The following is a 24,533-nucleotide window of genomic DNA, read 5'->3' as shown; positions in this document are numbered from 1 at the left end:
TCGTCGATTCATCGGTCACATTTTCGCCGAAGTCCATTCTCAATGATGTATGGTTGATGTATATCTTCCGCGAGTGCTTAGTCTCACCAGAACGCAAAAGGTCAAAGATAGTCAAAATCAAAAATCGAATGCTAAAACATGGCCATTTCCGGCCAAAACAAGCGGATTCGGGGCCATATCGGGTGTATTCGGCTTTGTCATAACCCTTCGTCAGGCATATAATGAACATGTAAGGTCAAACAAGGTCAAAGAAAGGGGAATGCATCATGTTTGATATGATTCCTTTTGGAAAACGCAGAGAGGACTCCATCAGCCAGCTGATGAAGTCATTCAATGATGTGTTTAGCAACGACTTTTTTGCACCGTTCAAGGGTTCGGCGGCGATGTCCTTTAAGACCGACATCCGTGAGACGGAGAACGCTTATCTGGTTGAAGCGGAATTGCCCGGTTTTCGTAAAGACGACATTGAAATTCGCTACGAGGAGCCTTACCTGACGATTAAAGCCGTGCGCAAGGAAGCTAGCAGCGTGGAGGATTCCGATCAAAATATCATCCGAAGAGAGCGCAGCTACGGCGAATACGTGCGCCGCTTCCATGTTCAGCATATTGACGAAGACGGCATCACCGCATCGTTGAAGAACGGGGTGCTGAAGCTGGAAATCCCGAAACAGCCGGACACTCGTGCTAAACGGATCCAAATCCGGGATGACATGTAATCCAATTACGCGGCCTTAAGCCGCGTTTATATATAAAAGGCTGCCTCCAGGGTGCTATTACCCAGGGGGCAGCTTTTGCTGCGTTGAGGTCATTTGCACATCAAACGGGGTGGTTAGAGTCGTGAGGTGGAGGGGGCCGAATTTTTTGATAATGGAGCAGTGGAACGAGCAAAATTGGACGCGTACCTGGTCGCCTGGAGAGATTCTAATGTTGTATTCAGTTAGATCTTGCACAATTCGTATTACCTACCGTTCCCAGTAAACGTAACATCACTAACCGTTCTTCAACACCTATCTTTATCGGCACCGATCGTCGAAAGAACCAGCTCAGCCAGCTCATGAACCGTCGATTCATACGGCGGTCGTTCCAAACGGTACATGTTTATACATCCGGATAACCGTGCGGTAAAGTCAAAATGCCACTGGGTTAATCCGCTGCCCGAGAGCAGCAGATTGCGATATGTATGAAGATATAGAAGCGGAAGCCTCCCCAATCTGTCGATCGGTTGAATCCGAACCTTGTCACAATCGGATTTCACCAGTTCAAAAACACCAGCCAGCGGTACCTTGGCATTGGAGAATTGCTCTACTACAGGAATGGCATATTTGGTTTCGCGGTCGGCCAGGGGGCGATACTCAACCGAATTCATCCCGAAGGCGTCCAGGCTTTCCTGCCACAGCTTCTGCTGCGGGTAAGCAGGCGTGACAAGGGGCATATTCTGCTCATCCAGCGTGACGGCGATCACGTCATCGGTCAATAGCCGATAGCCACGCTGCAGCAGGGCTGATGCCAATGTTGATTTGCCATGTCCGGAGTGGCCGACGAAGGCGTATGCCTTATGGTCGACGACAACCGCGCTGCCGTGAAGCGGGAGGATTCTGCGCTGCAGCAAGATCGCCCCCATGCAGGATCCGAGCACGTACAGCCGAATCCGATCCTCCTCCCCATTCTTTTCGGGGGAGACCGAAATGAGTGTGCCATTTTCGATGGCAAAGATCGCAAGCTCGGGTACCCTGAACATGACCCTGTTCTCTGTACATACGAATGAGGCGTTGGCCGCGCTCGATTCCTCCAGCCATGCCTCTGCCAAATCGGCATAGCCCACGTTAATATCAGCGGAAGCTCCGAGGTTGGGGGCGGACTGCAGCTCCGGAAGGGGAATGTCACTATGTATGGTGAGCCCGAAGGCCTTATAAGCAGTTGATTTTATTGTGTGAAGCAAGGTCCTCACTCCAAAAATTCATATTCCAATAAAAGAAGATAAGCCCTTATACCCGTTCAGGCGTATAGGGGCTCACTCAGAAAAATTCCAGCTTGCTATTAGCTAGTATGGACCAATTCATCGGGATCCGGTTGTACACCGTCCGGAATTGCGTTACCAGGACCAGCCATCGTCATCTTCATGTCCAGTACCTCCAAAGCAGGCTCACTCCATTGCTTTTTCATTTGGTTCACCTCCTTTCATAAGTTTTTCTGAAGAAATCGATATAGAATCAAGCTCCGCATAAGCAGCTTAATGGAAGGGCCGTAGGCTTGATTCGTGTCCATTCCGTGACGCGCCGTTGCAAGCGCATCTTGGAGAACGGGCATATTCATGATGTCCTGCATTCTGGAATCACGGGTGAGCCGATCCAACTCATCGATAAATTGAGGCCAGTCTCTCTGCATCCGATGGATAGAGTCGGCAGCCTGAATGCCTTTGGTTCGCTGATTGAGCCGGATCGCGTCGGGAAGCCAGCCCTTGGTTGAGCGTCTGATTAAGGCGCGGTCCATCCCGTTGTGAACGAATTGTTCCATGGGTGTCGCCAGGCAGAAACGGATGACCCGCAGATCGTTGGTCGGATCGTGGCTCCAGACAGCATATCGAAGAGACATTTTGCATCCGCTCGTTCCCGTGGTGGTCCATATATAGATTCGTTTGAAATGCTGCACTCTTGCCTCCAGAGGATCACTCGGCAGATCGTCCGTCGATCCGATCCCGATAAATGCGCGGTCCTCCAGCTTATCGTAAATTCCAGTCCGTCTGGCAAAATCGGAATGTACAAGCTGCGGGAGATCATCGGTGGAGGATCCGAGCGGTGCCAGCTTCTGTAGGGAAGGAAAGGCTTTGCGGCCCAGGATGGAGTATAGCCGCTTACGACCGACACCGACATTCCGACTGTACTGATTGACCTCCCGTGTTAGCCGAATCCAGTGAAACCTCTTCATAAGCTGGGCATAGTGCTCGATCGCCGGGCCCCAAGAGATGCTGTAATTCCCTCGGGCGCCATTAAGCAGAATACCGATACCGCGCTGCTGGGCCTGTTCATAGATGCCTCGGAGCCAGAAGGAGTTATCGAAAAATTTATAAGGAGCTTCCAGGATGTCGAGCCAATCGTCAATTTCGGTAAAGGGACTGCGCCCCTGGAAATCCAAATAATGATCCTCGATATTACCTGCGAATTGCACCGTCTGCTTGATAAGAGGCCTCTCGTCCGCGAGCCTGTGCTTCGGTGTCCAATCAACGAAGTCGCTCTCAGGGACGTAGCTGAATGTATGGAGAGGACGCTGCTCTTGTTGAAGTGCCCTGGCAGCGAAGCTGACTACTGAGCCTGAGTCCAAACCGCCGCTCAGATGGGCGCCGACATGACGCCGGGTTCGGCGAAGTCTGGATGTGACGGCCTGCTGGAATACGTTCTGGAAGGCTTCTTCATACTCTTCAGACGAGTTCAGTCGCAGCGGCTCTTCATGTCCCAGGCAGTCGTATCGGCTGATGCGCAGCCGGTCGCGCTGGATGACAAAGAAGTGGGAAGGTGGGATCTGATGAATTTGGTGATACACGGTGGTTGAAGCATCAGGTGGTTCGAATACGCCGCGGATCGCCAGAAATTCGGCCAGCCACCGTTCATTAAGCTTTTTATGTACATAAGGCAAGGCGAGCAACGGATTCATAAGCGTGCAGAAGGAAAACTGCTGTTCATTCCGGTGATAATACAGGGTACGAGCCCCGGAAAAATCCCTTGCCCCATATAACAGCTGCTTGCGTTCATCCCAAATGACAAAGGCAAAATCTCCGGTCAAACGCTCCGCCATCGCCTCTGACCATTTCTCGTAAGCCAACAGCATCACTTCGCTATCCGTCATGATTGCTCTTAACGGATGCGGAACCTGCAGTTGATCCATGAGATCGTCCCGGTTGTCTAGGATGGCGTCAGCCGTAATGGCAAGCCCGCGCTGCGGATCGTAATGAGGCAGCGTCTCGCCGACCGCTTGCTCCGTAATCCATTGGGCATGACAACCCATTATAACGTGGCTTTTGTGCCATAAAGCTCTTCGATCTGCAGGATAAGCGTCCATCGCTGACATGATGAGCTCGCCGTCCCCCAAGTGAACCGGTTGCCCATAAAAACGATAAATACCGGCAATTGCGCCCATTTATATATTCCTCCGTTATGGCCTAACCCGGCTTTATCCTCACGATTATTTAGATACACTTCGTATCAATGACATTATATATCATGTATACGTTTTGTATCAATACATTTTCACCCGTATTATGCAACAACTTAATCCCAATCATTTTTTTAGATGTATTGCTCTGTGTTCATTCCTACGGAATATGAGACAAATCAGGTAAGCGAGACCGATTCCGAAGGCATCGTTGATTACATCATAGATCCGCCCGCCCCTGAAGAAAAACAATTGCAAGATCTCGGTTAATGCCGCATATCCCACGCATACATAGAAGGCCATCTTGCTTTTGCCGAAGCCGGAGGCAAGCTGGGCAAGAATAAAGAAGCCCAGGAAATGACCTATTTTTCGCATGACCCAATTCGTGCTGTACCATTGAAAATCCATTTTAAAGAGCTCCGACCAATCCGGGGAGGGGTTTAGTTGAAAATTGATGATGTGATACCGGATAAGAAGCTGAAAGTTCAGTGAGCAGGTGAAGATGAAGAGAATCAAGCCCCATAGGACGGTTAGAATGGTGCGCATGAGAAAGCTCCTTTAATGAAAACGCTTCTATTATAAAAATGTGATGTTGTTAGTCTTAAGCATGATGATACAAAATGTATCTTTAGATATGTATATTATAGGAGGATCGGGGCCATTGCAAGTCATAAATTGGGTGAGAGGCATGCGTCCCAAATAGGCATCTTCATCAAGCACATCCGCAAAGGAACCACTACTATGGTAGCAAGGAGGCGATCAGCATGGCCAAGGAAACGGATTTCATGAAGATGGATACATGGTCATCCACAGACCCGATCAATCCAGAGGATTTAAGCTCCAATTTCAATATGCTCGATGAGGAATTGATGGAACGCGGGATCAACGTCAAGTGGTTCGGAGCTAAGGGAGACGGCCGGACGGATGATACGGCTGCGTTCCAGGCTGCTATGGCCGTGTGCGACAAGCGGTATAGGTTGTTTGTTCCTGCGGGGAGTTACAGAATTAGGAGAACCATAGAAAACAATAGTCGAGGTATTTTTGGTATCGCCCCCTATATAGACGGCGGGCAAATGGGCACAAGACTGATATGGGATCCTATCGATAACTCGACTGACCTGCTTCCTTGCATAAGGATTGCGACGGCAGGTATAAAGGCAGTCTTTGAGGATTTTGAAATTGTAGGAGTTACAAACTATTCCACTAAAATTCTGTCTTCCTGGGTGAAAAAGGATTTGTTTGAACAAAGCCTATACAGCATGTTTGCTGTCGGCACGGCAGCCATCGAAGTAGCAAACACATCGACACCGATATTCAGAAACATTAAAACATCGGGTGTTAAAGTTGGCCAATTGCTGAATAGTATTCATGGCCATATATCCTCATACGATTGTATTTGGAATGGACTGATTGGTGTCTATTGCCGGCTCAATTCAGGCGATTATTTTTACCAAGGATGTTCGATTTTAGGGGCATTTTGCGGAATTTTAATCGGAACATTAGCAGTTGCAGGCCATCGTGGAGGTTTTAATGGGCACTTGCTTCGGACACATTTAGGGTTTTCGCCATACGCGATTTATCAATGCATCGATACTGAACCTAATGATTATGAAAGAACCTCCACTGTGCTGGGGTTAAGCGGCATCATATTGAACTCACCATTCGAGCAATGTGGAGAAGCAGCTATCAAATTGCTGACAAAATCCTCGACTACAAACTTAACCATTTTTGGGTTTGGATTGTCTTGGTCAGTAACCAACAATACTGGAAACTCAACCAACTGGGAATACGCGCTGCCGGATGATCTTATGAAGCCAGGGGAAAAGCAACAGTATGCCGCATGGTTCGGTACGATAAGTTCTCCTGTCAACATTAGAGATGACCTTGGGAGGTTGAGAAGGTCTCCAGTTTCCGGAGCAATGGGTTCGGCTTATATCGATACTTTAACCGGCGATAAGGAATCGGATCTAATCGGGCTTGATCCTGCGGATGCCTTTATTCGAAGAAAGGTTGCTCCTTTATACAAAACTGCAGACTTAAAGACGCGCATGGAAGAAAGAGAGCATCGGGCCTTGATGCCTGTATCGGCACCAAATCTGTTGAGAAATCCAGAGGTGCTATCCAATTGGTCAGTAACAAATGGAGCTATCCTAAGTATTGTCACGGTTGATCAAGTTCCAATCCCGATAACAAATGAGATAAAACAGATTGTCGGTCCTCATCCGGCCATTTTGAAAATTACGCCAGATGGAGTTCGGTCGCCAATGATCTCGATTAAGTTTAATAGCAACAGTCTGCCTTATCAAGGCGATCCTAACCGCAATTTGGCCATGCAATATTTTATCCTGGAAACAGAGTATGAGAGCGGATCATTATATAAATCAATAGGGCGGATTTCGGCTCAAAATGCGGAGTATATTTTTAACGATGCAGCCACCTGGTCCGATAAAGGCTGGAAGCATATGAGAGGAAGGGAGCTTGCCAGTCGAACCGGACTCCTGTATGAGTTCAGCATTGGATTTATCCCCAGAAAAGGAGATACCTATATTTTGGGGGTAATGGTTACCTGGGACCATATAGGCTCCTATTCGCCATACTCGCATAGCTACATGACAGATACTCTTGAGATTGCCGGCCCGGGAAATGGTATTATTTTGACGGACGCTGTAACCAACAAAAGATACCGAATATCAATGGTGAATGGCAGTATCCAAATTAAACCTGAGTGATGGAGATTTTCGCAAAGTACGGCATCAGCTCTGTTGATTTTCGACAAAGCTGATTCTTTATTTCTAACAATATTGTAAGCGTTTTTAGATACATAATGTTTCTCTATTTTTGAAAATGCATGAAAATCGGCCTTGACATGATACAAAATGTATCGTAAATTATGGATTGTAAATTATACAGATTGTAGCCGAACCATGGCTAGGGGAATGAATTCATGTCAAGCATTTAAGGTTTCCAATCCACATTACAGAGTTGGAGGACTGCTGCAGAATGGAACTTAAACAGTATTTTCGAATTATGAAGAAGAAATGGTGGTTAATCGCGGTCATTGTCTGCGTTGCAATGGTAGCAACAGCAGTTAAAACCTTCTATTTTACAACACCGATTTATGCAGCGAATGCCAAACTCATCGTAAACCAGTCGTCAGGTGATGGAAGTGCAACTCTAAACGCCAGCACCATTCAAACCAGTATTTTCCTTATTAATTCATACAAGGAAATTATTAAGTCGTCTGCCGTGATGAACAAAGTGGTTGAGCAGTATCCTGAACTCGGGCATAGCGCCTCACAGATTGCTGCGAGAATATCTGTTACCTCTGCAAACAACTCTCAGGTAATGAACTTAGTTTATGAGGATACCTCGTATGCAAAGGCTGCCAATGTTGTGAATGCTGTATCGACGGTATTCAAGGAACAAATCCCCAACATTATGAACGTGGATAACATCACAATATTAAGCGAGGCAGACGTGTCTGCTTCCCCTGCTCCAATTAACTTTAATCCAGTCATGAACATGATTATTAGTTTTGTTATCTCTGCCTTGTTAGCGGTTGGCTTTGTATTTCTGCTCGATTATCTGGACGATACGCTCAAAACCGAAGTGGAGATTACTGAAATCATGGATGTTCCTGTACTGGCCGTAGTTGGGAAAATTAGCAGAAGAGAACTAAAGGAGTCGTCAAGATCCAGGATGTTTAAGAAACCAAAGGCAGGTGAAAGTCAATATGCGACGGTCCACCAATGAGAGTAGCCTAATTGTTTCAGCTAGCTCCAGGTCGCAAATATCTGAAGTGTATCGGCTTCTTCGGACAAAAATTCAGTTTTTCTTTAAAGACCAGGAGCTGAAGACGGTCATGGTTACATCGTCTCAGCCAGGAGAGGGAAAAAGCACTACCATCAGCAATCTGGCAATCGCCTATGCACAAGAAGGCAAGAACGTTCTTTTAATTGACGCAGATTTAAGGAAACCTTCATTGCACCGTATGTTTTCGTCCCTCAACAATCCCGGACTAAGCACTGTTCTGGCCGGTAACTCCGAGGTATTGGATTCAATTCAGGAGACCGGTTATGAGCGACTGTCACTCCTCCCATCCGGACCAGTGCTCACTAATCCTTCGGAACTTATTGATTCGCAGACTATGCGCGAATTATTGGAGCAATTGAAACCGCAATACGACGTCATTCTAATTGATACGCCATCGGTCCTCGAAGTGTCAGACACGGTACTTGTCAGCGCGTTATGTGACGGAGTTATTATGGTGGCTGCTGCCGGTAAAGTGAAGAAGGACCATCTTAAAAAGGCACGAGAACAGCTAGACCATGTTAATGCTCGAATGCTGGGAATCGTAATGAATCGAGTAATGTGAAATTCTTTGAGAATAGTTTTTAGCCAAAGGTGATACCGAAGAACTGTTGAAGCACCAGGTAATGTCTACTGTACCTCTATCACTGTAGACACTCGGTTACGCTGTGGGTCGATACGACCTTAGACATGATTGTCGAGGGTGTAATGTGAGGACGGGTTAAATGCCCTAAATTCCATGAAAGGCTTAGCCATATACTCTTCCTGACTAAAGAGAATATGGCTAAGCCTTTCCATTATGTGTAAACAAGGATATCTATATAAAAATTGTTGGAGAGTGAATTGGGCTATGATGAGAGTAAAGAAAGCAATTATTCCTGCAGCTGGCCTTGGGACTCGCTTCCTGCCTGCAACGAAAGCCATGCCGAAAGAAATGCTGCCGATTGTTGATAAGCCCACTATTCAATACATAGTGGAAGAAGCTGTGGCCTCAGGAGTTGAAGATATTATTATTGTAACCGGTAAAGGCAAGCGTTCTATAGAAGACCACTTCGACCATGCCTTTGAACTGGAGCAAAACCTTTTCTCTAAAGGGAAATTGGATTTACTGGACGAAGTGCGTCGCTCCTCTAACGTGGACATCCATTACATACGCCAGAAGGAAGCCAGGGGGCTTGGCCATGCTGTATGGTGTGCAAGAAATTTCATCGGTAATGAACCGTTCGCTGTTCTTTTGGGAGATGATATCGTACAATCAGATGTCCCATGCATCCGCCAATTGGTCGAGCAATTTGAGCAGGTGCAGAAGTCAGTGATTGGTGTTCAAACTGTGGATTACAATCAAACCCACCGCTACGGAATCATAGCCCCGCTGGGTAAAATGCAGCGTTTATATGAAGTTGATTATTTTGTGGAGAAGCCCCCGGTTGGCCAAGCGCCATCACAATTAGCCATCATGGGTAGATACATATTGACTCCAGAAATTTTTGATTTTTTAGAGAAGCTCGAAGAAGGCGCAGGCGGGGAAATCCAATTGACCGATGCTATCCAGAAGCTTAATGAAAGTCAAGGAGTGTATGCCTACAATTTCGAGGGCACCCGGTATGATGTGGGCGAAAAACTGGGATTTATCTTGACTACCTTGGATTTTGCTCTGCAAAATGGAGAACTTCGCATGCCGCTTCTGCAAGGTATGGAGAAACTTCTCGAAAGAGAGTATTTAGGTAAAATAAATGGCTGATGAGGTGAATGATTCATGTACCCCAATCCGCAACGAAACGATGCAGATATTTTCTTCGAGGGGAATGCCAGCTATAAGAGAGAAGTAACTCCAGATGCAGAGCCGAATTTGGCTTATATGATTACCAAGCGGATGATGGACTTTACATTCGCCATGATCGGGCTGATTATGCTTTCCCCGCTCTTCCTAATCATATCGATTCTTATTAAGTTAGAGGACCCAAAAGGGTCCGTTTTTTTTTGCCAGACTCGTATCGGAAAAGGAGGAAAGCCGTTCCGAATGTTTAAATTCCGCTCGATGGTATCGAATGCTGAAGAAATGTTGGAAGGGCTTCTGGATTTAAACGAGATCAGCGGCGCGATGTTTAAGATGAAGAATGATCCCCGCGTTACTAAAATCGGAAAATGGATTCGGAAGACAAGCATCGATGAACTCCCACAACTATGGAATGTAATTCGAGGAGATATGTCTTTGGTCGGCCCAAGACCAGCATTGCCCCGAGAAGTTGAGCTTTACAGCAACTATGACAGACTACGATTGAGGGTGAGCCCCGGCTGTACTGGATTATGGCAAGTTAGTGGTCGTAGCAATTTAAGCTTTAACCAAATGATTGAACTGGACCTTAAATACATCGAACGGAGAGGGCTTTGGTTGGATTTAAAATTAATATTCTGCACGATCAAAATCATGTTATTTCCAAACTCAGCCTATTAATGGAGCGTGTTAAAATTATGCAACTAACAATAAGTGTAGTCATCCCAACCTATAACAGGGTGGATGCGCTTGTGAACTGTATAGAGGGAATACGTCGGCAGGTGCGGTTACCTGACGAAATAGTCATTGTGGTTAGAAGTTCTGATGACAATACCCGGCAGTTTCTAACATCAATTGACATAGGAGACCTTAAAGTCGCTTTAGTTGAACGGGGCGGTATGATTGCAGCCCTCAATACGGGAATCTCCAAAAGCAAGGGCTCGATTATAGCACTAACTGATGATGATACAGTTCCGCATCCGGATTGGCTGCAGAATATGGAGCGATATTACATAGAAATGCCTGACGTTGGAGGTGTTGGCGGTAGGGATATCGTTTATCATGGAGGAAAGCCGGTTCCGCCTCAAAAGCGAAAGGTAGGAATTATAAGGCCTTACGGGCGTATTGTAGGTAATCATCATATTGGTATGGGGGGAGTTCGAGAAGTAGATATCCTCAAAGGTGCCAACATGAGCTTTAGGAGAGAGGCTATTAGAGGGTTGACCTTCGACGAGAGGCTCAGGGGGACAGGAGCACAAGTCCATAATGAATTGGATTTCAGCCAGGCTGTCAAAAAGAAGGGTTGGAAGCTCCTCTATGATCCAAATATAATGGTAGATCATTTTCCTGCAGTGCGATTCGATGAAGATCAACGTCACAGTTTCAATGAAATAGCCTTTTTTAATGCCGCCCATAATGAAACCTACGCGATGCTTAAGCATCTGGGGTTATTCAACCGAATCATGTATTTATTATGGGTGGTGTCGATAGGTAGCAAATCATCGCCCGGTGTGGTCCAAGGTATTAGGATGCTTCCACGTCAAAAAGGCATTGCATTGAAGAAAGTAGCTCTGGCATTTAAAGGCAGATGGGGTGGCTGGAAAACATGGAAGGGATCTATGGAGTAAGTATCAGGAGGAAAACTGTCTCCCATATTATATTGGGTGCGGCAAAGATAGCAGGGTTAATCGCATTTGGGGGAGCCATCGGGTATGCAAGTTCTATCGACTCCTTGCATGTGAAACTGCTAGAGTTGGTATTCCTGCTCCTCGGCATATTACTTTGTTTACATATCTACAGTAGAAGTCCCCAAAATCTAATCCCCTATACACTCGTAATATGGACGATCAGCCCGGAGGCAAGGCGTTTGCTTGACTGGAGTTTTCAAACGTATAGCGATACTTCAATTATCATGTTGACACCTTATTGCGTCAGCTTAGTTCTACTTATACCTATCCTTAGGCAGTTTAAACATGTTGATTCTCGAATAAGTCTGATACTAAAAATTATAGGAGCTGCATTCATATACGGGTTCTTTCTCGGATTTCTGAAGTATGGGCTATCCTCGGTTTATGAATTGTTGAACCTAATCGTCCCGTTTCTGGTACTTGTCTATGTACGGGTCAGCAGATTTGACAGTCGGGTCTGGGACAGATGGCTGCGGAGTTACGCTTATCTAGCGGTCTTGGTCGGAGCTTACGGTATATATCAGTATCTGGTGCTCCCCCCGTGGGATCATTTTTGGATGATTAGCGCCGACATGAATTCCGTCGGACTTCCGGAACCACAAAAATTCCGGTTGTTTTCCCTTCTGAATTCACCCGGACCAGCGGGGATGTTTCTCGGATTCGCTCTTGCAATTATGATTGTGCAGAAGAAATGGCGAGCATTTGGTATCTTAGGCATCATGGTTGTTGCGTTTGCTTTATTGCTCACATTGGTGAGGGTAGGTTGGATAAGCTGCATCATTATGATTGTCGCGTACTTTGCTCGGTCTCAATTAAAGAATAAGGTGCAGTTGATTGTTCTCGGTCTAATCTTGATTCTAGCTTATGTATTTGTTCTTCCAACATTGCCTGGTGCAAAGGAAGTGTCTTCCCGAATAAGTACATTTGAATCATTGGAGGAAGATCATTCATTTAATGAGCGACTGGTATTTGCTCAACATATTATATCGGATGTTATCTCGAACCCCGTCGGAAGAGGTATAGGGAGTTCAGGATTGGGGGTTAAGCTGACTCAAAGTTCTGATACGGTAAAGGTTTTTGATAATGGGTACTTAAATTTATTTTATTTATTCGGATTACCGTTGGGGCTCGGTGTAATCTTCATGTTAGGGTATATATTTTTGGTTTTATTCAAAATCAGCAAGATGGAGAAGATTTATGCACCTATTTCCTTTGCAGCCATCAGTGCCACTTTATTTCTTCTACTAGGCAGCAATGTACTGAGTGGGTTATCAGGGTACATTCTAATGCTCGTGATTTCGTTTGCATTATCGCATACGACTATAAAGCGGAGGGACATGTAAGATGCAAATCGTTTTTATAGGAGATTCCATTACAGAAGGATTAGGTGTGATTAGATCCAAGACCAATTATGCCAATCTTCTGCAAGCACAGCTTAAGTCCTCGATGGGCCAGCCTGTCCATGTTGTAAACTTCGGTTCAAGTGCCATGCAGGTCAATGAATCCAGAGAGAAGTACGAGCGGCGTATCTTGGGATTGCAGCCGGATATTATTGTGTTTGCCCACGGGATAACTGAAGCGATTGTTCGTGAGCAGAAGAAGTATTTAAAATGGATGCCAAAGCGCTGGAGGAGACCTGGCTGGATGGATCCAAGGCCTTACTACTCGACTCGAAAAATTCGGAAGTGGATGGAGAAGGTTGAATCGGGTGTTCGCTGGCGTTTGAAGGTGGCACTGATCAAAACGTTTGGAGGTAAGCCATGGATGAGTCTGGAGGAATTCAGGCAGCATACGAACGATTTTGTACTGAATGTACTGAATTATAGCCCGAACACCAGCATTATTTTCCTTGCTCCAAGCGATATTGAGGAGAAGTACTTCCCGGGATCATCGGAGTCAATGCGGATATATCGTCAAGTGTTTCATGAAATATGTAACAATACTAGATCGACGAACAGGATATTCTTTTGCGATACCTCTCAAGCCTTACATAAGTGGAAGGACTATTTAGAAGACCGATTTCATCCTAACGAGCTGGGTCACAGCAAAATAGCAAGGGCACTGCTGAATACAATAGTGGAACACTCGTTGATAAGTCGGTTTGTACAGAAAGAGGTAAGCCGATGAGAATCTGCTTTGTTACTCATAAGGTAATAAAGGGAGACGGACAAGGCCGCGTTAATTATGAAGTTGTTACAGAGGCATTAAAGAAAGGGCATAAAGTCATAATCATCTCCTCAGAATTGTCCGAAGATCTAATGAATCAAGCTTCTGTAGAATGGATTAAGATCAAGATTCCCAATTTGCCAACCGTGCTCCTGAGGTATCAACTATTTGCAATTGCTTCTGCCTTTTCTATCTGGATGCGTAAAAGCAGCATAGATCTCATTGTTGCTAACGGGTTCATAACTTATGCCCGTTCTGATATAAATTGCGTACATTTTGTACATAGTGCTTGGGTGAGGTCAGAATATCATCCATTTAGACAACAGAAGGATATTAGGACGATGTATCAGTTTGCTTATAATCGTCTGAATTCGGTGCTAGAGCGATTTGCTCTGAAACGCTCTCGCCACATCATTGCCGTTTCCGAACAGGTAAAGCAGGAGCTTGTATATGATGCAAGAATTAATGAACAACTGATTTCGGTAGTTCATAACGGTGTTGATATTAGCGAATTCTACCCGAAGCAGATTAGTCGAACCCAATATAATCTGGATGAGGATACGATTTATGCGCTTTTCGCTGGTGACTTAAATTCCGGAACTAAGAACTTGGATACTGTGCTTCAGGCATTACGCGAAGTAGACGAGGTCCACTTGCTGGTACTCGGAAATGCTGAAAGGAGTCGTTATCCGAAAATAGCTGAACAATTGGGCATTGGACACCGGGTACATTTTCTCGGTTACAGGAAGGATATTTCGGATATTATGTCCCTTGCTGATTTGTTTATTTTCCCCTCTAGGTATGAATCCTTTTCGCTCGTGATCTTGGAGGCTATGGCTTCCGGCTTGCCTGTTATCATGAGCAATCGCTGCGGAGTGGCAGAATTGATATCTGAAGGTGCCGCTGTCATTATGGAAGACCCCGACGATAAAGTAGGTTTAGTTAACGTGCTTACAGAGCTTGTTGCTGATCCGGAACGACTTAAAACTATGGCAGCAAGAGCAAGAGAGGAAGCCTTGAAAAATCATTGGGGCATTATGGCAGACAAGTACATGAACATATTCAAGCAAACAGTCAACCCACTGCCGGCGGCGAATAAGGCCTGAAGGGAAGCATTCAAATGGCGATATTACAAATGATTAAACCTAGAAAAATACGCGGTAGCGTAGGGAATGTGATGCAAATTTTCGCATCCAATATTTTTATGCTTGGCATAAATGTATTAAACGGTATCATGATCGCAAGGTTTCTAGGCCCCGAAGGTCGTGGCGAACAAGCTGCAATCATCATGTGGCCGCAATTTTTGGCTTATTGTTTAACTCTAGGTATTCCTTCTGCGCTAGTTTACTATATGAAAAAAAAGGGAGAAGATCAGGGGACTTACTACATTACTGCATTGTATATGAGTGTGATTCTTGGAAGCGTTGCGATGGTCATCGGGGCTGTATTGATTCCCTTTTGGATGAAGGATTATTCTCAGGAAGTCATTGAATTTGCTGCTTGGGCATTAGTGATGACGCCTATCGCTATGATAGGTACAGTAAACACAGCAGCTTTACAAGCGCGAGAAGAGTTCACGCTTTATAGTTTCTCCAGATATATTCCGTTAGTTGGAACGATGCTGTTGCTCAGCGGTCTGATTATCACTGGGCATTTCACACCCTTTTTCTCATCGGTTGCCTACCTCTTTCCTGTCTTGCCAGTCGCCGTGTGGATTACGCTTAAATTGGTCTCGCAATATAAAGTAAGTCAAAGGAATAAGCGGAAATCTGGCCGGAAAATATTGAGTTATGGGATCCGCTCATATGGAACCGATGTCGCGGGTACTTTCTCCGGTTATATTGACCAAATACTGGTGGTAGGCCTTCTTTCACCGGCTAGTCTCGGCTTGTATGTTGTTTCACTGAATTTATCGAAAATTGTGAATATGATCCAAAATGCAATTACATCGGTGCTTTTTCCCAAGGCCTCGGGGCTTGAACAATCGGAGGCTATTCAACTAACATTCAAAGTTTATCGTATTAGTACCCTGGTAACTATTTTCGTAGGTATCGGGGTATTCATCGTTGCGCCGTACCTATTGATTCTGTTGTACGGAAGGTCATTTGCTGATGCCATTCCAGTATTCCGTATTTTGATTTTTCAAACGGCCATTGCAAGTTTGTCGTGGGTTCTTTCCCAAGGCTTCATGTCTACGGGCAAGCCAGGAATAGTTACGGTCATTCGTGTATTGACACTAGGGCTTAACATTGTTCTCTTGAGAGTTCTGATTCCGATTCTGGAAATCAAGGGAGCGGCAATTTCGCTATTGATAACATGTTTGGTGGAATTTTTAGCGATATTTTTGATTTACACGATAAAGCACCAAATGAAACTAAGAGACTTTATCGTCTCAAAGAACGATGTTAGATGGCTGCTTCAGCTTGTTCGCGGTCGCAGAAGAATAAATGAGATGAATGTATGAATTTTCTCGGTTGTACCTCAAAAACAATTTTGAAAAATTTTATTATGTATAGGGTGACGGTAGCATGGAGATTTCGGTAGTGATTCCCACCAGAAACCGACCTAGTAAATTACTTAAGTGTCTTAAAGCTCTAGAGAGAGCAAGAGAGCATATTAATTTCACAGTGTTTGTATGTGATTCAAGTACGGATGAAGAAACTTTCCAAAAGGTTGTTGATGTTTGCAGTTCTTTTGAATTTGTTAAAGTGTTCAAGCATGATGGAAAAAACGTTGCAGCAGCTAGGAATACTTGTGCAAGAGTTGCAACTGGAGATGTAATTGTCAATGTCGATGATGATATTTATGTCGAGCCTGAGTCGATCCTTAAACTGTATAATAAGTACATTTCTGAGGGGGGATGGCGAGTGGTTGCTGGGAGTGTAGCCTGGAGCAACGATTGGAGCACACCTGTAATTATGAGACCGATTGGCTATGCCCGAAAAGTTAACCCTGGAGAAAAACCGAGTTTCATTATTGGTGCATTCTTCATTTATTCAAAGGCCTTGGCTCACTCGCTTCCATGGAATGAAAGGGTTCGAACCTCAGATGACAGATTTATGGGTGCATTATGGCGAAGCAAAGGGATACAAATGTTATTTGAACCCGATGCCAGGGCATTCCATGATCATCAACATACAAGTTATGGGGCGGAACATTACGAATCACATATTTATGTGAATATGTTTGACGCCGTCGTTACCAATTTCAATTGCTCGAGGATTTTAAGTTATCAGTTTCTAGGGTTTTTAGCGGGTATAAAGCAGTACAGAAAGAACTTGAAAGAGATTAGGATATTTATTAAAGCATGGATAAAAGGAAATTATAAATTTATAAAAGATTTAAAGTTTTTATACAACTATAAGAAATTAGCTCTTAAGAATGATGTCCACTACTAGGATAAAATTTACGGGAGAAAAGAGAGATGGCCATGAATGTGCTTTCGACGGGAATGGGATGGATTGATATCCAGCATGGAGGACTGAACCGCTATTTTGCGGACTACACCAAGGCTATGAAGGAATACGGTCATACCGGGCTGGGTGTTGTGGTAGCCCCGCAAGGAGCGGAGCTGCCTCCCGACCGGAACATCAGCAATGCAACCAAAGAGCTTCGTCTCAACCATTTCCTGCCGCGCATGAAATCGGTGCAGAAGCATGCGGTCCATGCGGTCCGAAGCTTTCGGCCGGATGTCTTTAATCCGCATTTTGCTTTCTATACAACGATGGTTACTAGAAGCCATATCCCTTCCCATATCCCGATCGTTACCCATTTTCACGGACCGTGGGCGATGGAGTCCAGGGTAGAGGAGAAGGGCAATATCGGCATGATCCAAGGCGCGAAGTTTTGGCTCAAAAAACAAGTGGAGCTGCTGACCTATCGTCGGTCGGATAGCTTCATCGTGCTTAGTGAGTATTTCCGGGACATTTTAAGGAACACCTACGGCGTAGATGAACGAAAAATCCATATTATACCGGGTGCGGTTGACCATCATCTGTTCCTGCCTAACCCGGATCGGGAAGGGCTCCGATTGCAAATGGGGATCCTTCCGGACCAGCCTGTGTTGTTCTGTATTCGGAGGCTGGTACGCCGGATGGGAATCGATCGCCTCATTCATGCCATGGTGGCTGTCGTTCGCGAGCACCCGGATGTCCGCCTCTATATCGGGGGAGACGGGCCGATGCGCGAACCGTATGAAGCGCTTATTCGGGAGCTCGGGCTTACTGCCAATGTTCGACTGCTCGGCCGGATTACGAACGAGGAGCTTGTGCAATACTATCAGGCTGCCGATATCAGCATCGTTCCGACATTGACGCTCGAAGGCTTTGGCCTGATCACCGTGGAATCGCTAGCTTGCGGAACACCTGTGCTCGGCACCCCGTATGGAGGAACGAAGGAAATTTTGCATCGCATCTCCGACGACTTGATGTTTGAGGACGGGACGTCTGAGGCGATGAGCCGCAAGATCATTGACGTGCTCAATGGGCAATCGTTTCTCCCGTCACGTGAAGCATGCAGAGAACATGTATTGAATCGATACACATGGAACCGGGTTGCAGAAGCCGTGACCGAGGTGTTCGCGGAGGAAATCGATAAGAGAAGGGTGTTTCGGAAATGAAGATCGCCTTTTATAACCATACGAGCGCGATCAGCGGCGCGGAGATCAGCCTTCTGCTGACCGCCAAGCATCTGACGAGAGCCGAGCCGATTCTATTCGCTCCCGAGGGGGAGCTGCTGCAGAAGGCTCGCGATCAAGGGCTTGAGGTAGTAGCCCTCCCTAGCTACCGTGCGAGAATGACCCGCAATCCGTTTCTCCTGCTGATATATGTTATGGGGATGCTCTTGGCAGGCTGGAGGCTGGCGCTTCTAATGAAGAAAAGCGGGGTGGATCTCATCCATGCCAACTCCATACGCGCCGGCATCATGGCAGGGCTGTTCCGGTGGTACCATCGGATACCGGTCATCTGGCATGTGAGGGATATGCCTCCGGAAGGAATAATAGGCCGCTTGATCCGGAGGTTTGCAGGCAGCACCGCCGGGGCGCTGATCGGCATTTCCGAGCCAGTCATTCAAGCGATGGACCATCGGTCCCTAACCGGGAAATGCCATCTTGTACATAATGGAGTCGAGATTAAGCCATTCCGAGCTGAAGAGCGGCAATCGATACGTGAACGGACCCGGAGGGAGCTGGGAACGCCGCAGGATGCGGAGGTCATGGCAATCATAGGCCAGATCGCCCCTTGGAAGAGACAAGAGGACGCCATTGAGGCGCTTTCCCGTTTATTCCGCGAGGGAAGGCAGGCGTATCTGTGGATCGTTGGTGAAGCGAAGTTCCGCCAGGAGAATGAGGATTACCTCACTAGCTTGAGGGAAAAGGTACGATCGTTAGGGCTTGAACAACACGTCATATTTACGGGATTTAGAGAAGATGTACTGGAGATCTGCTGCGGAGCAGATCTCCTTTTATTATGCTCGGATCGCGAGCCCTTCGGCCGGGTCGTGATCGAAGCGATGTCTCAAGGCACCCCAGTCGTGGGAACCCGGGGCGGAGGCGTCCCCGAAATTATTGAGCACGGCAAGAGCGGATTGATGTACGAGACTGGAAACATTGACGAGTTGAATCATTGCATCCGTCTCCTTCTGGATGATCCGCAAATCCGGGCTATGCTGAGCCGTGGCGGACAGGAGCGGGCGGAGGAACGGTTCTCCATCATGCAGACATCGCACCGCGTGGAACTGATCTATCAGCAGCTGCTGACGAAATCCGGCCGGGAACGGTCCCGACGCCAACAGGCAAAGGAGTTCATGTAAATGCGAAAAGTGAAGGTTGCCATTGTCCATGATTATCTCAACCAAATGGGCGGCGCGGAACGGGTGGTGGCCGTATTCCACAAAATGTTCCCGGACGCACCGATTTATACGACGATTGTCGACCGGGACAAATTGCTTCCGGAATTGAAGGATGCGGACATCCATACAACCTGGATGCAGCGGATACCGGGGATTTTGCGCCAATTCAAGCTGTTCTTCTGGCTCTATCCCTTCGCCGTATCATCCATGAAGTTGAAAGGCTATGACCTCATCCTGAGCTCTAGCAGCGCTTATGCGAAAGGGGCAAGGAAGGGCCGTGACAGTGTACATATCTGCTACTGCCATACGCCGATGCGATTCGCCTGGAACTTCGAGGCCTATATGGAAGGTGTTCCGGTGCCAAAGAACGTAAAACGGATTGCAAAATGGCTGACATATCCGCTTCAGGCATGGGATTGCCGCAACTCCAAGCGGGTGGATCGTTTGATTGCCAACTCGACCATTGTTAAAGAGAGGATCGGACATACGTACGGAATGAACGCAACGATTATTTTTCCTCCGGTAGAAATCAGCCGGTTCAGTGTTGGAGAAGGCGATCCGGAGGATTACTTCCTGGTTGTCTCCAGACTTGTGTCGTACAAAAGGATCGATCTTGCGGTTGAAGCCTGTTCCCGGCTTGGCCGAAAGCTCATCGTGATTGGGGATGGGCCCGATCGGCCTCGGCTGGAGCAGCTTGCAGGTAATACGGTTACGTTCCTTGGGAGAAGAAGCGACGAGGAAGTGGTCAGTCATATGCAGCGCTGCAAGGCACTGATCTTTCCGGGAATCGAGGATTTCGGGATAACGCCGCTCGAGGTGAATGCTTGCGGCAGACCGATTGTCGCATTTCGCGGAGGCGGAGCATTGGACACGGTTGTAGCCGAGCGGACAGGTCTGTTCTTTGCAGAGCAATCGGTGGAATCCTTGGCGGAGACGATCGAGCGTTTCGACCAATATGAATGGGACCCGGCCCGGATTCGGGAGCATGCAGAGGCTTTCGGCGAGCATGTATTCATCGAACGTCTGCAATCGAGTATTGACGGACTGATGGGCGCCAGGGAAAGAGGCGCCAAGATCGCGCAAGTGGAAGGGAGCTATTAACTATGCAAATCATACTGTTATCTGGAGGAAGCGGTAACCGGTTATGGCCGCTATCGAATGAAACCAGATCCAAACAGTTTCTGAAAATACTAAATAGCGCTTCCGGAAAGCGGGAGTCCATGGTGCAGCGGGTGTGGAGCCAGCTGGGGCTGATGAATCTCCAGCCATCCGCCGTAATCGCTACCGGAAAGTCACAGGTGGAGTTGCTGCAGAATCAGCTGGGCTATGAAGTGGAGCTGGTCGTCGAGCCGGAGCGCCGGGATACCTTCCCGGCCATCGCCTTATCGGTCTGCTACCTGTACTCCGTTAAAGGCGTCAGTCCCCGGGATATCGTGATCGTTCTCCCGGTGGATCCGTATGTGGACACGCATTTCTTTCGAAAGGTGCAGGAGCTGGAGACGCTGATGCAGGAAACCGGGGCAGATATCGGGTTGATCGGCGTCTCGCCGGATCATCCTTCCTCGAAGTTCGGTTATATCGTCCCGCAGTCGGTATCGAGACTCGAGAACGGCACGGAATATTTGAACGTAAGCCACTTCGTCGAGAAGCCGGAAGAAGAGGCCGCACGCAGCTTAATCGAGCATAAGGCTCTGTGGAACTGCGGCGTCTTCGCGTTCCGGCTGGAATATGTTCTTGAGCACTTGTTGGAGCGCTCCCTTCCAATCCAGTACGATGAGCTGCTTCGGCAATACGGGCAAGTCGAGAAAACCAGCTTTGATTACGCGGTTGTCGAGCAGGCGAAGAATATCGTTGCACTGCCTTATCAGGGGCTATGGAAGGACCTCGGGACCTGGGATGCGCTCACGGAGGAGATTCATACACCACTAGTCGGAAAGGGGACACTGACCGACGACTCCGTTAATACGCATGTCATCAATGAATTGGATATCCCGATTACGGTAATCGGTGCGCCGAATTTGATCGTGGCCGCCAGCCCGGACGGGATTCTGGTATCCGAGAAGAATGCCAGCATGCGGATCAAGGAGGTGCTCCAATTCGGAGACCAACGACCGATGTATGAAGAGCGTCGATGGGGACGTTATCGCGTGTTGGATTATATCAAGTATCCGAACGGTCATGAGGTGTTGACGAAGCGCATTTGCGTCCTTCAAGGCAAAAATTTGAGCTATCAATACCACTTGCTGCGCAGTGAAGTGTGGACCGTCGTATCCGGGCAAGGCGAAATGATATTGGACGGCGCCGTTCGCATGATCGGCAAGGGCGATGTCGTCATCATTTCGGCGGAAGCCAAGCACAGCCTGCGGGCCATTACGGATATTGAAATTATAGAGGTTCAGACGGGCAGCGAGCTGATTGAGGACGACATTGTCCGGTTGGCCATGGACTGGGATGAAATCAAGATTAGCGTTTTGAATTAATAGGGCTGACCGTTGTGCAAGAACCATTATAAAGGTGAGGTGAGAACCATGAAAATTACGGTGATCGGTACAGGTTACGTCGGGCTGGTATCCGGCGTGTGCTTTTCCGAGCTTGGCAATGAGGTTATATGCGTTGATCAGATCGAGGCCAAGATTGAAATGCTGAATCGGGGAGAGGTACCGATTTATGAACCGGGACTGCAAACATTGATCGCAAACAACCGTGAGAGGGGGCGGCTGCGCTTTTCGACCGACTTGAGAGCGTCCGTAAAGCATGCCGAGGTCATCATCATTGCGGTAGGGACGCCCTCGCTGCCGAACGGTCAGGCTAATCTGAGCTTCATTGAACAAGCGGCGAGCGAGATCAGTCAGGCCATGAACGGCTATAAAATCATTGTCACCAAGAGTACCGTGCCGGTAGGGACGAACGAGCGTATCCGGGACATTATCGCGCAGCATTCGAAGGAGCCTTTCGATATTGCTTCTGTGCCGGAGTTTCTGCGAGAGGGAACGGCGGTTTCGGACACGATGAACCCTGACCGTATCATTATCGGTACGGACAGCGAAGTGGCGCGGGAGCGGCTAACCGAACTCCATCGGAGCCTGACCTCCAATATTATCGTTACGGATATCCGCAGCGCCGAGATGATCAAATATGCCTCCAATGCATTCCTGGCAACCAAAATTTCATTTATCAACGAGATTGCGAATATTTGCGAGAAGGTAGGAGCGGATGTAACGAAGGTCGCCTATGGAATGGGATTTGACCAGCGCATCGGCGCATCGTTCTTAAAGGCCGGCATTGGATACGGCGGCTCCTGCTTTCCAAAGGATACCCAAGCCCTGATCCAAATCGCCGGACAGATGGATTATGATTTCAAGCTGTTGAAATCGGTCGTCGAGGTGAACCGGGAGCAGCGGTTTAATGTGATCCGCAAGCTGGATTCCTTGATGGGCCATCTCGCCGGGAAGACGATTGGCATATGGGGTCTGGCGTTTAAGCCGGAGACGGACGACGTGCGTGATTCCCCTGCTTTCGAAATCATTGCAGCTTTAACCGAGATGGGGGCCAAGGTGAAGGCTTACGACCCAATTGCTGCTGAGAACTTCAGAAGAAACTGCGATGTCGACAGTCTAATCTACTGCGACACTGCCCGCGAAGCCGCTTGGCAGGCGGATGCGCTATGTGTCCTCACGGAATGGAAGGAGTTTCAGCACATTCCGCTTTCCGAGATCGAGAGTTGGCTGAAGTCCCCGTATTTGATCGATGGCCGCAATATCTATAAGGAAGAGCAGCTGGCCAATACGCAGCTAGTGTACTATTCCGTAGGCCGTCCGGGGATGAATCGGGGTGTGAAGGAACCTGCACCGTATATTTTGCTATGACAAAGCAAACATTTGGGGTGGTTGGATTGATTATGGAGGACGCCTTGACGCTTGAAATGCGCGATGCGCCGAAGGAGCTGTCGTTCCTGCTGTCGATTTTACGGAATCGGGATCAGGATCAGGCCATTCTTCCGCAGGAGGCCGCCGACATGGATTGGAATCTGTTCATGAAGCTGGCTGTGCATCACCGAGTCTATCCGCTGGTTTACTTGGCTTTGAAAGGGAGCGATACCTCGCTGATCCCGGCTTATGTGATGCAGTCGCTGCAGCGGCATTATCATAACAACACGATCAAGATGCTTCACTTAAGCAGAGAGATGAGCCGAATATGCGACGTATTCGCAGAGGCTAGGATTAGGAGTCTTTGGCTGAAGGGGCCGCTTCTGGCCCTGCACCTATATGGGGACGTGGCTCACCGAACGTCGAAGGATCTGGATATCCTAGTCGATGCAGAAGATGTGGAGAAGGCGGAGCAAGTGCTGACACAGCTCGGATATGAGGCCGAGGAAGAGATCGTGCTGGGCAATTGGAAGAAGAAAAGCCATCATCGCTCGTTCGAGCATCGGGAGCATTTCGCTCAGGTGGAGATTCATTGGCGATTAAATCCCCATTATAGCAGGTCCTTCTCGTTTGAGCAGCTGTGGCAGCGGCGAAGAGAGGTCAGGCTGTCCAGCCAGACCTATTTCTGCCTTGGTAACGAGGATCTGCTGTGTTACCTGACGGACCATGGAGCCAGGCATGGCTGGTTCCGATTACGTTGGTTAGCGGATATTGTCCGTTTGCTGCCTCTGCTTGACAACAGCCGATTAAACCAGCATCTGGAGCGGTACGGAGGCGAGATGTATGCAGGGCAGGCCTTTATTTTATCGTCGCTGCTCCTTTCGGCTAAGGTTCCTCATGACTTGGAGGCGGCAACAGTTGGCGCTAATTCGTACCGACTGGCGGAGCAGGCTCTTTATTACATCCAAAGAATCGTGCAGCTGAATCCGGTACCGGAAAAAAGCGTAGCCCGTCATTATAACCGTTATCTTTTTTCGCTGATGTCCGGCAAACAGAGAATCGCCTACGTGTTTAATAAGCTGCTTCCAAGCTCGCGGGATGCCCTGCAGCTGCCTTTGCCTAAACCGCTTTATTTTTTATATGTTCCGCTTCGGCCCTTCCTTTGGTTTTGGAGGCGGATGAAGCAGCCGTCGGTGTGACGGGTGTAACGGTTACGATGTAAAACGAACGGAG

Annotated in this window: 22 protein-coding genes; 18 read left to right on the top strand and 4 right to left on the bottom strand. The window is 47.6% G+C overall.

Features of this window, described 5'->3' with window-relative positions:
- Window positions 1-266: 266 nt before the first annotated feature.
- The gene (locus NSQ46_RS28610) at window positions 267-716 is read left to right on the top strand and encodes an Hsp20/alpha crystallin family protein (protein ID WP_342575662.1); all 450 of its coding nucleotides are present in this window, start codon (window positions 267-269) and stop codon (window positions 714-716) included.
- Window positions 717-1,000: 284 nt separating this feature from the next.
- Here the strand turns inward: NSQ46_RS28610 and NSQ46_RS28605 are convergent, their stop codons facing one another.
- From NSQ46_RS28605 to NSQ46_RS28590, 4 genes are all read right to left on the bottom strand, one after another.
- Entirely contained in the window at window positions 1,001-1,939 is a 939-nt protein-coding gene (locus tag NSQ46_RS28605) for an aldolase (protein WP_342575661.1), read from the bottom strand.
- 98 nt (window positions 1,940-2,037) lie between these two features.
- Entirely contained in the window at window positions 2,038-2,163 is a 126-nt protein-coding gene (locus NSQ46_RS28600) for a paeninodin family lasso peptide (protein ID WP_028404171.1), read from the bottom strand.
- A gap of 15 nt (window positions 2,164-2,178) precedes the next feature.
- Window positions 2,179-4,131, bottom strand: coding sequence for an asparagine synthase-related protein (locus NSQ46_RS28595; protein WP_342575656.1), 1,953 nt, complete (start codon window positions 4,129-4,131; stop codon window positions 2,179-2,181).
- 141 nt (window positions 4,132-4,272) lie between these two features.
- Window positions 4,273-4,692, bottom strand: coding sequence for a VanZ family protein (locus NSQ46_RS28590; protein WP_342575654.1), 420 nt, complete (start codon window positions 4,690-4,692; stop codon window positions 4,273-4,275).
- 218 nt (window positions 4,693-4,910) lie between these two features.
- Between NSQ46_RS28590 and NSQ46_RS28585 the strand changes: the two genes are divergently transcribed.
- From NSQ46_RS28585 to NSQ46_RS28505, 17 genes are all read left to right on the top strand, one after another.
- Window positions 4,911-6,875 (top strand): glycosyl hydrolase family 28-related protein, encoded by a 1,965-nt coding sequence (locus NSQ46_RS28585; RefSeq protein WP_342575652.1) that lies wholly within the window; start codon window positions 4,911-4,913, stop codon window positions 6,873-6,875.
- A 271-nt stretch (window positions 6,876-7,146) separates the two neighbouring features.
- Complete coding sequence (locus NSQ46_RS28580; RefSeq protein WP_342575650.1) at window positions 7,147-7,899, top strand: Wzz/FepE/Etk N-terminal domain-containing protein; 753 nt, start codon at window positions 7,147-7,149, stop codon at window positions 7,897-7,899.
- Window positions 7,880-8,521, top strand: a complete 642-nt coding sequence (locus tag NSQ46_RS28575; protein ID WP_342575649.1) for a CpsD/CapB family tyrosine-protein kinase — start codon at window positions 7,880-7,882, stop codon at window positions 8,519-8,521. The genes NSQ46_RS28580 and NSQ46_RS28575 overlap by 20 nt, the downstream gene beginning before the upstream one ends.
- A 285-nt stretch (window positions 8,522-8,806) precedes the next feature.
- Window positions 8,807-9,697 carry a UTP--glucose-1-phosphate uridylyltransferase GalU gene (galU, locus tag NSQ46_RS28570; RefSeq protein WP_342575647.1) on the top strand — a complete coding sequence of 297 codons (891 nt, stop codon included), beginning with the start codon at window positions 8,807-8,809 and terminating at the stop codon, window positions 9,695-9,697.
- Window positions 9,698-9,712: 15 nt separating this feature from the next.
- The gene (locus NSQ46_RS28565) at window positions 9,713-10,411 is read left to right on the top strand and encodes a sugar transferase (RefSeq protein ID WP_342575646.1); all 699 of its coding nucleotides are present in this window, start codon (window positions 9,713-9,715) and stop codon (window positions 10,409-10,411) included.
- Complete coding sequence (locus NSQ46_RS28560) at window positions 10,345-11,358, top strand: glycosyltransferase family 2 protein (RefSeq protein ID WP_342575644.1); 1,014 nt, start codon at window positions 10,345-10,347, stop codon at window positions 11,356-11,358. The genes NSQ46_RS28565 and NSQ46_RS28560 overlap by 67 nt, the downstream gene beginning before the upstream one ends.
- A gap of 632 nt (window positions 11,359-11,990) precedes the next feature.
- Window positions 11,991-12,761: an O-antigen ligase family protein gene (locus NSQ46_RS28555; RefSeq protein WP_342575643.1), complete on the top strand. Its 771-nt coding sequence runs from the start codon at window positions 11,991-11,993 to the stop codon at window positions 12,759-12,761.
- A 1-nt stretch (window position 12,762) separates the two neighbouring features.
- A complete protein-coding gene (locus NSQ46_RS28550; RefSeq protein ID WP_342575641.1) occupies window positions 12,763-13,545 on the top strand; it encodes an SGNH/GDSL hydrolase family protein in 783 nt (260 codons plus the stop codon).
- Window positions 13,542-14,690, top strand: coding sequence for a glycosyltransferase family 4 protein (locus tag NSQ46_RS28545; RefSeq protein ID WP_342575640.1), 1,149 nt, complete (start codon window positions 13,542-13,544; stop codon window positions 14,688-14,690). Before NSQ46_RS28550 ends, NSQ46_RS28545 begins: the two co-directional genes overlap by 4 nt.
- 14 nt (window positions 14,691-14,704) lie before the next feature.
- On the top strand, window positions 14,705-16,048 hold the full coding sequence (locus NSQ46_RS28540) for an oligosaccharide flippase family protein (RefSeq protein ID WP_342575639.1): 1,344 nt from the start codon (window positions 14,705-14,707) through the stop codon (window positions 16,046-16,048).
- Between the two features lie 64 nt (window positions 16,049-16,112).
- Window positions 16,113-16,982: a glycosyltransferase family 2 protein gene (locus NSQ46_RS28535; RefSeq protein WP_342575638.1), complete on the top strand. Its 870-nt coding sequence runs from the start codon at window positions 16,113-16,115 to the stop codon at window positions 16,980-16,982.
- 26 nt (window positions 16,983-17,008) lie between these two features.
- A complete protein-coding gene (locus NSQ46_RS28530; RefSeq protein WP_342575637.1) occupies window positions 17,009-18,202 on the top strand; it encodes a glycosyltransferase family 4 protein in 1,194 nt (397 codons plus the stop codon).
- Window positions 18,199-19,395: a glycosyltransferase family 4 protein gene (locus NSQ46_RS28525; RefSeq protein WP_210094285.1), complete on the top strand. Its 1,197-nt coding sequence runs from the start codon at window positions 18,199-18,201 to the stop codon at window positions 19,393-19,395. The genes NSQ46_RS28530 and NSQ46_RS28525 overlap by 4 nt, the downstream gene beginning before the upstream one ends.
- Complete coding sequence (locus NSQ46_RS28520) at window positions 19,396-20,535, top strand: glycosyltransferase (RefSeq protein ID WP_210094284.1); 1,140 nt, start codon at window positions 19,396-19,398, stop codon at window positions 20,533-20,535. It begins immediately after the preceding gene.
- Between the two features lie 2 nt (window positions 20,536-20,537).
- Entirely contained in the window at window positions 20,538-21,914 is a 1,377-nt protein-coding gene (locus NSQ46_RS28515) for a sugar phosphate nucleotidyltransferase (RefSeq protein ID WP_342575633.1), read from the top strand.
- 48 nt (window positions 21,915-21,962) lie between these two features.
- Window positions 21,963-23,300 (top strand): UDP-glucose/GDP-mannose dehydrogenase family protein, encoded by a 1,338-nt coding sequence (locus tag NSQ46_RS28510; RefSeq protein WP_342575630.1) that lies wholly within the window; start codon window positions 21,963-21,965, stop codon window positions 23,298-23,300.
- A gap of 32 nt (window positions 23,301-23,332) precedes the next feature.
- The gene (locus tag NSQ46_RS28505; protein WP_342575628.1) at window positions 23,333-24,499 is read left to right on the top strand and encodes a nucleotidyltransferase family protein; all 1,167 of its coding nucleotides are present in this window, start codon (window positions 23,333-23,335) and stop codon (window positions 24,497-24,499) included.
- The last annotated feature ends 34 nt before the right edge of the window (window positions 24,500-24,533 follow it).

The sequence above is a fragment of the Paenibacillus sp. FSL M8-0142 genome (genome assembly GCF_038597315.1).
Lineage (GTDB): Bacteria > Bacillota > Bacilli > Paenibacillales > Paenibacillaceae > Paenibacillus_AQ > Paenibacillus_AQ lactis.
The sequence above is the reverse complement of the archived record's forward strand: the minus strand, read 5'-3'. Positions and strand labels throughout refer to the sequence as shown.

Excerpts from the sequence above, each read along its gene's own strand:
- NSQ46_RS28610 (WP_342575662.1), top strand. The coding sequence starts at position 267 with ATGTTTGATATGATTCCTTTTGGAAAACGCAGAGAGGACTCCATCAGC.
- NSQ46_RS28600 (WP_028404171.1), bottom strand. The coding sequence starts at position 2,163 with ATGAAAAAGCAATGGAGTGAGCCTGCTTTGGAGGTACTGGACATGAAG.
- NSQ46_RS28595 (WP_342575656.1), bottom strand. The coding sequence starts at position 4,131 with ATGGGCGCAATTGCCGGTATTTATCGTTTTTATGGGCAACCGGTTCAC.
- NSQ46_RS28590 (WP_342575654.1), bottom strand. The coding sequence starts at position 4,692 with ATGCGCACCATTCTAACCGTCCTATGGGGCTTGATTCTCTTCATCTTC.
- NSQ46_RS28585 (WP_342575652.1), top strand. The coding sequence starts at position 4,911 with ATGGCCAAGGAAACGGATTTCATGAAGATGGATACATGGTCATCCACA.
- NSQ46_RS28580 (WP_342575650.1), top strand. The coding sequence starts at position 7,147 with ATGGAACTTAAACAGTATTTTCGAATTATGAAGAAGAAATGGTGGTTA.
- NSQ46_RS28575 (WP_342575649.1), top strand. The coding sequence starts at position 7,880 with ATGCGACGGTCCACCAATGAGAGTAGCCTAATTGTTTCAGCTAGCTCC.
- galU (WP_342575647.1), top strand. The coding sequence starts at position 8,807 with ATGATGAGAGTAAAGAAAGCAATTATTCCTGCAGCTGGCCTTGGGACT.
- NSQ46_RS28565 (WP_342575646.1), top strand. The coding sequence starts at position 9,713 with ATGTACCCCAATCCGCAACGAAACGATGCAGATATTTTCTTCGAGGGG.
- NSQ46_RS28555 (WP_342575643.1), top strand. The coding sequence starts at position 11,991 with ATGAATTCCGTCGGACTTCCGGAACCACAAAAATTCCGGTTGTTTTCC.
- NSQ46_RS28550 (WP_342575641.1), top strand. The coding sequence starts at position 12,763 with ATGCAAATCGTTTTTATAGGAGATTCCATTACAGAAGGATTAGGTGTG.
- NSQ46_RS28545 (WP_342575640.1), top strand. The coding sequence starts at position 13,542 with ATGAGAATCTGCTTTGTTACTCATAAGGTAATAAAGGGAGACGGACAA.
- NSQ46_RS28540 (WP_342575639.1), top strand. The coding sequence starts at position 14,705 with ATGGCGATATTACAAATGATTAAACCTAGAAAAATACGCGGTAGCGTA.
- NSQ46_RS28535 (WP_342575638.1), top strand. The coding sequence starts at position 16,113 with ATGGAGATTTCGGTAGTGATTCCCACCAGAAACCGACCTAGTAAATTA.
- NSQ46_RS28530 (WP_342575637.1), top strand. The coding sequence starts at position 17,009 with ATGGCCATGAATGTGCTTTCGACGGGAATGGGATGGATTGATATCCAG.
- NSQ46_RS28525 (WP_210094285.1), top strand. The coding sequence starts at position 18,199 with ATGAAGATCGCCTTTTATAACCATACGAGCGCGATCAGCGGCGCGGAG.
- NSQ46_RS28520 (WP_210094284.1), top strand. The coding sequence starts at position 19,396 with ATGCGAAAAGTGAAGGTTGCCATTGTCCATGATTATCTCAACCAAATG.
- NSQ46_RS28515 (WP_342575633.1), top strand. The coding sequence starts at position 20,538 with ATGCAAATCATACTGTTATCTGGAGGAAGCGGTAACCGGTTATGGCCG.
- NSQ46_RS28510 (WP_342575630.1), top strand. The coding sequence starts at position 21,963 with ATGAAAATTACGGTGATCGGTACAGGTTACGTCGGGCTGGTATCCGGC.
- NSQ46_RS28505 (WP_342575628.1), top strand. The coding sequence starts at position 23,333 with ATGGAGGACGCCTTGACGCTTGAAATGCGCGATGCGCCGAAGGAGCTG.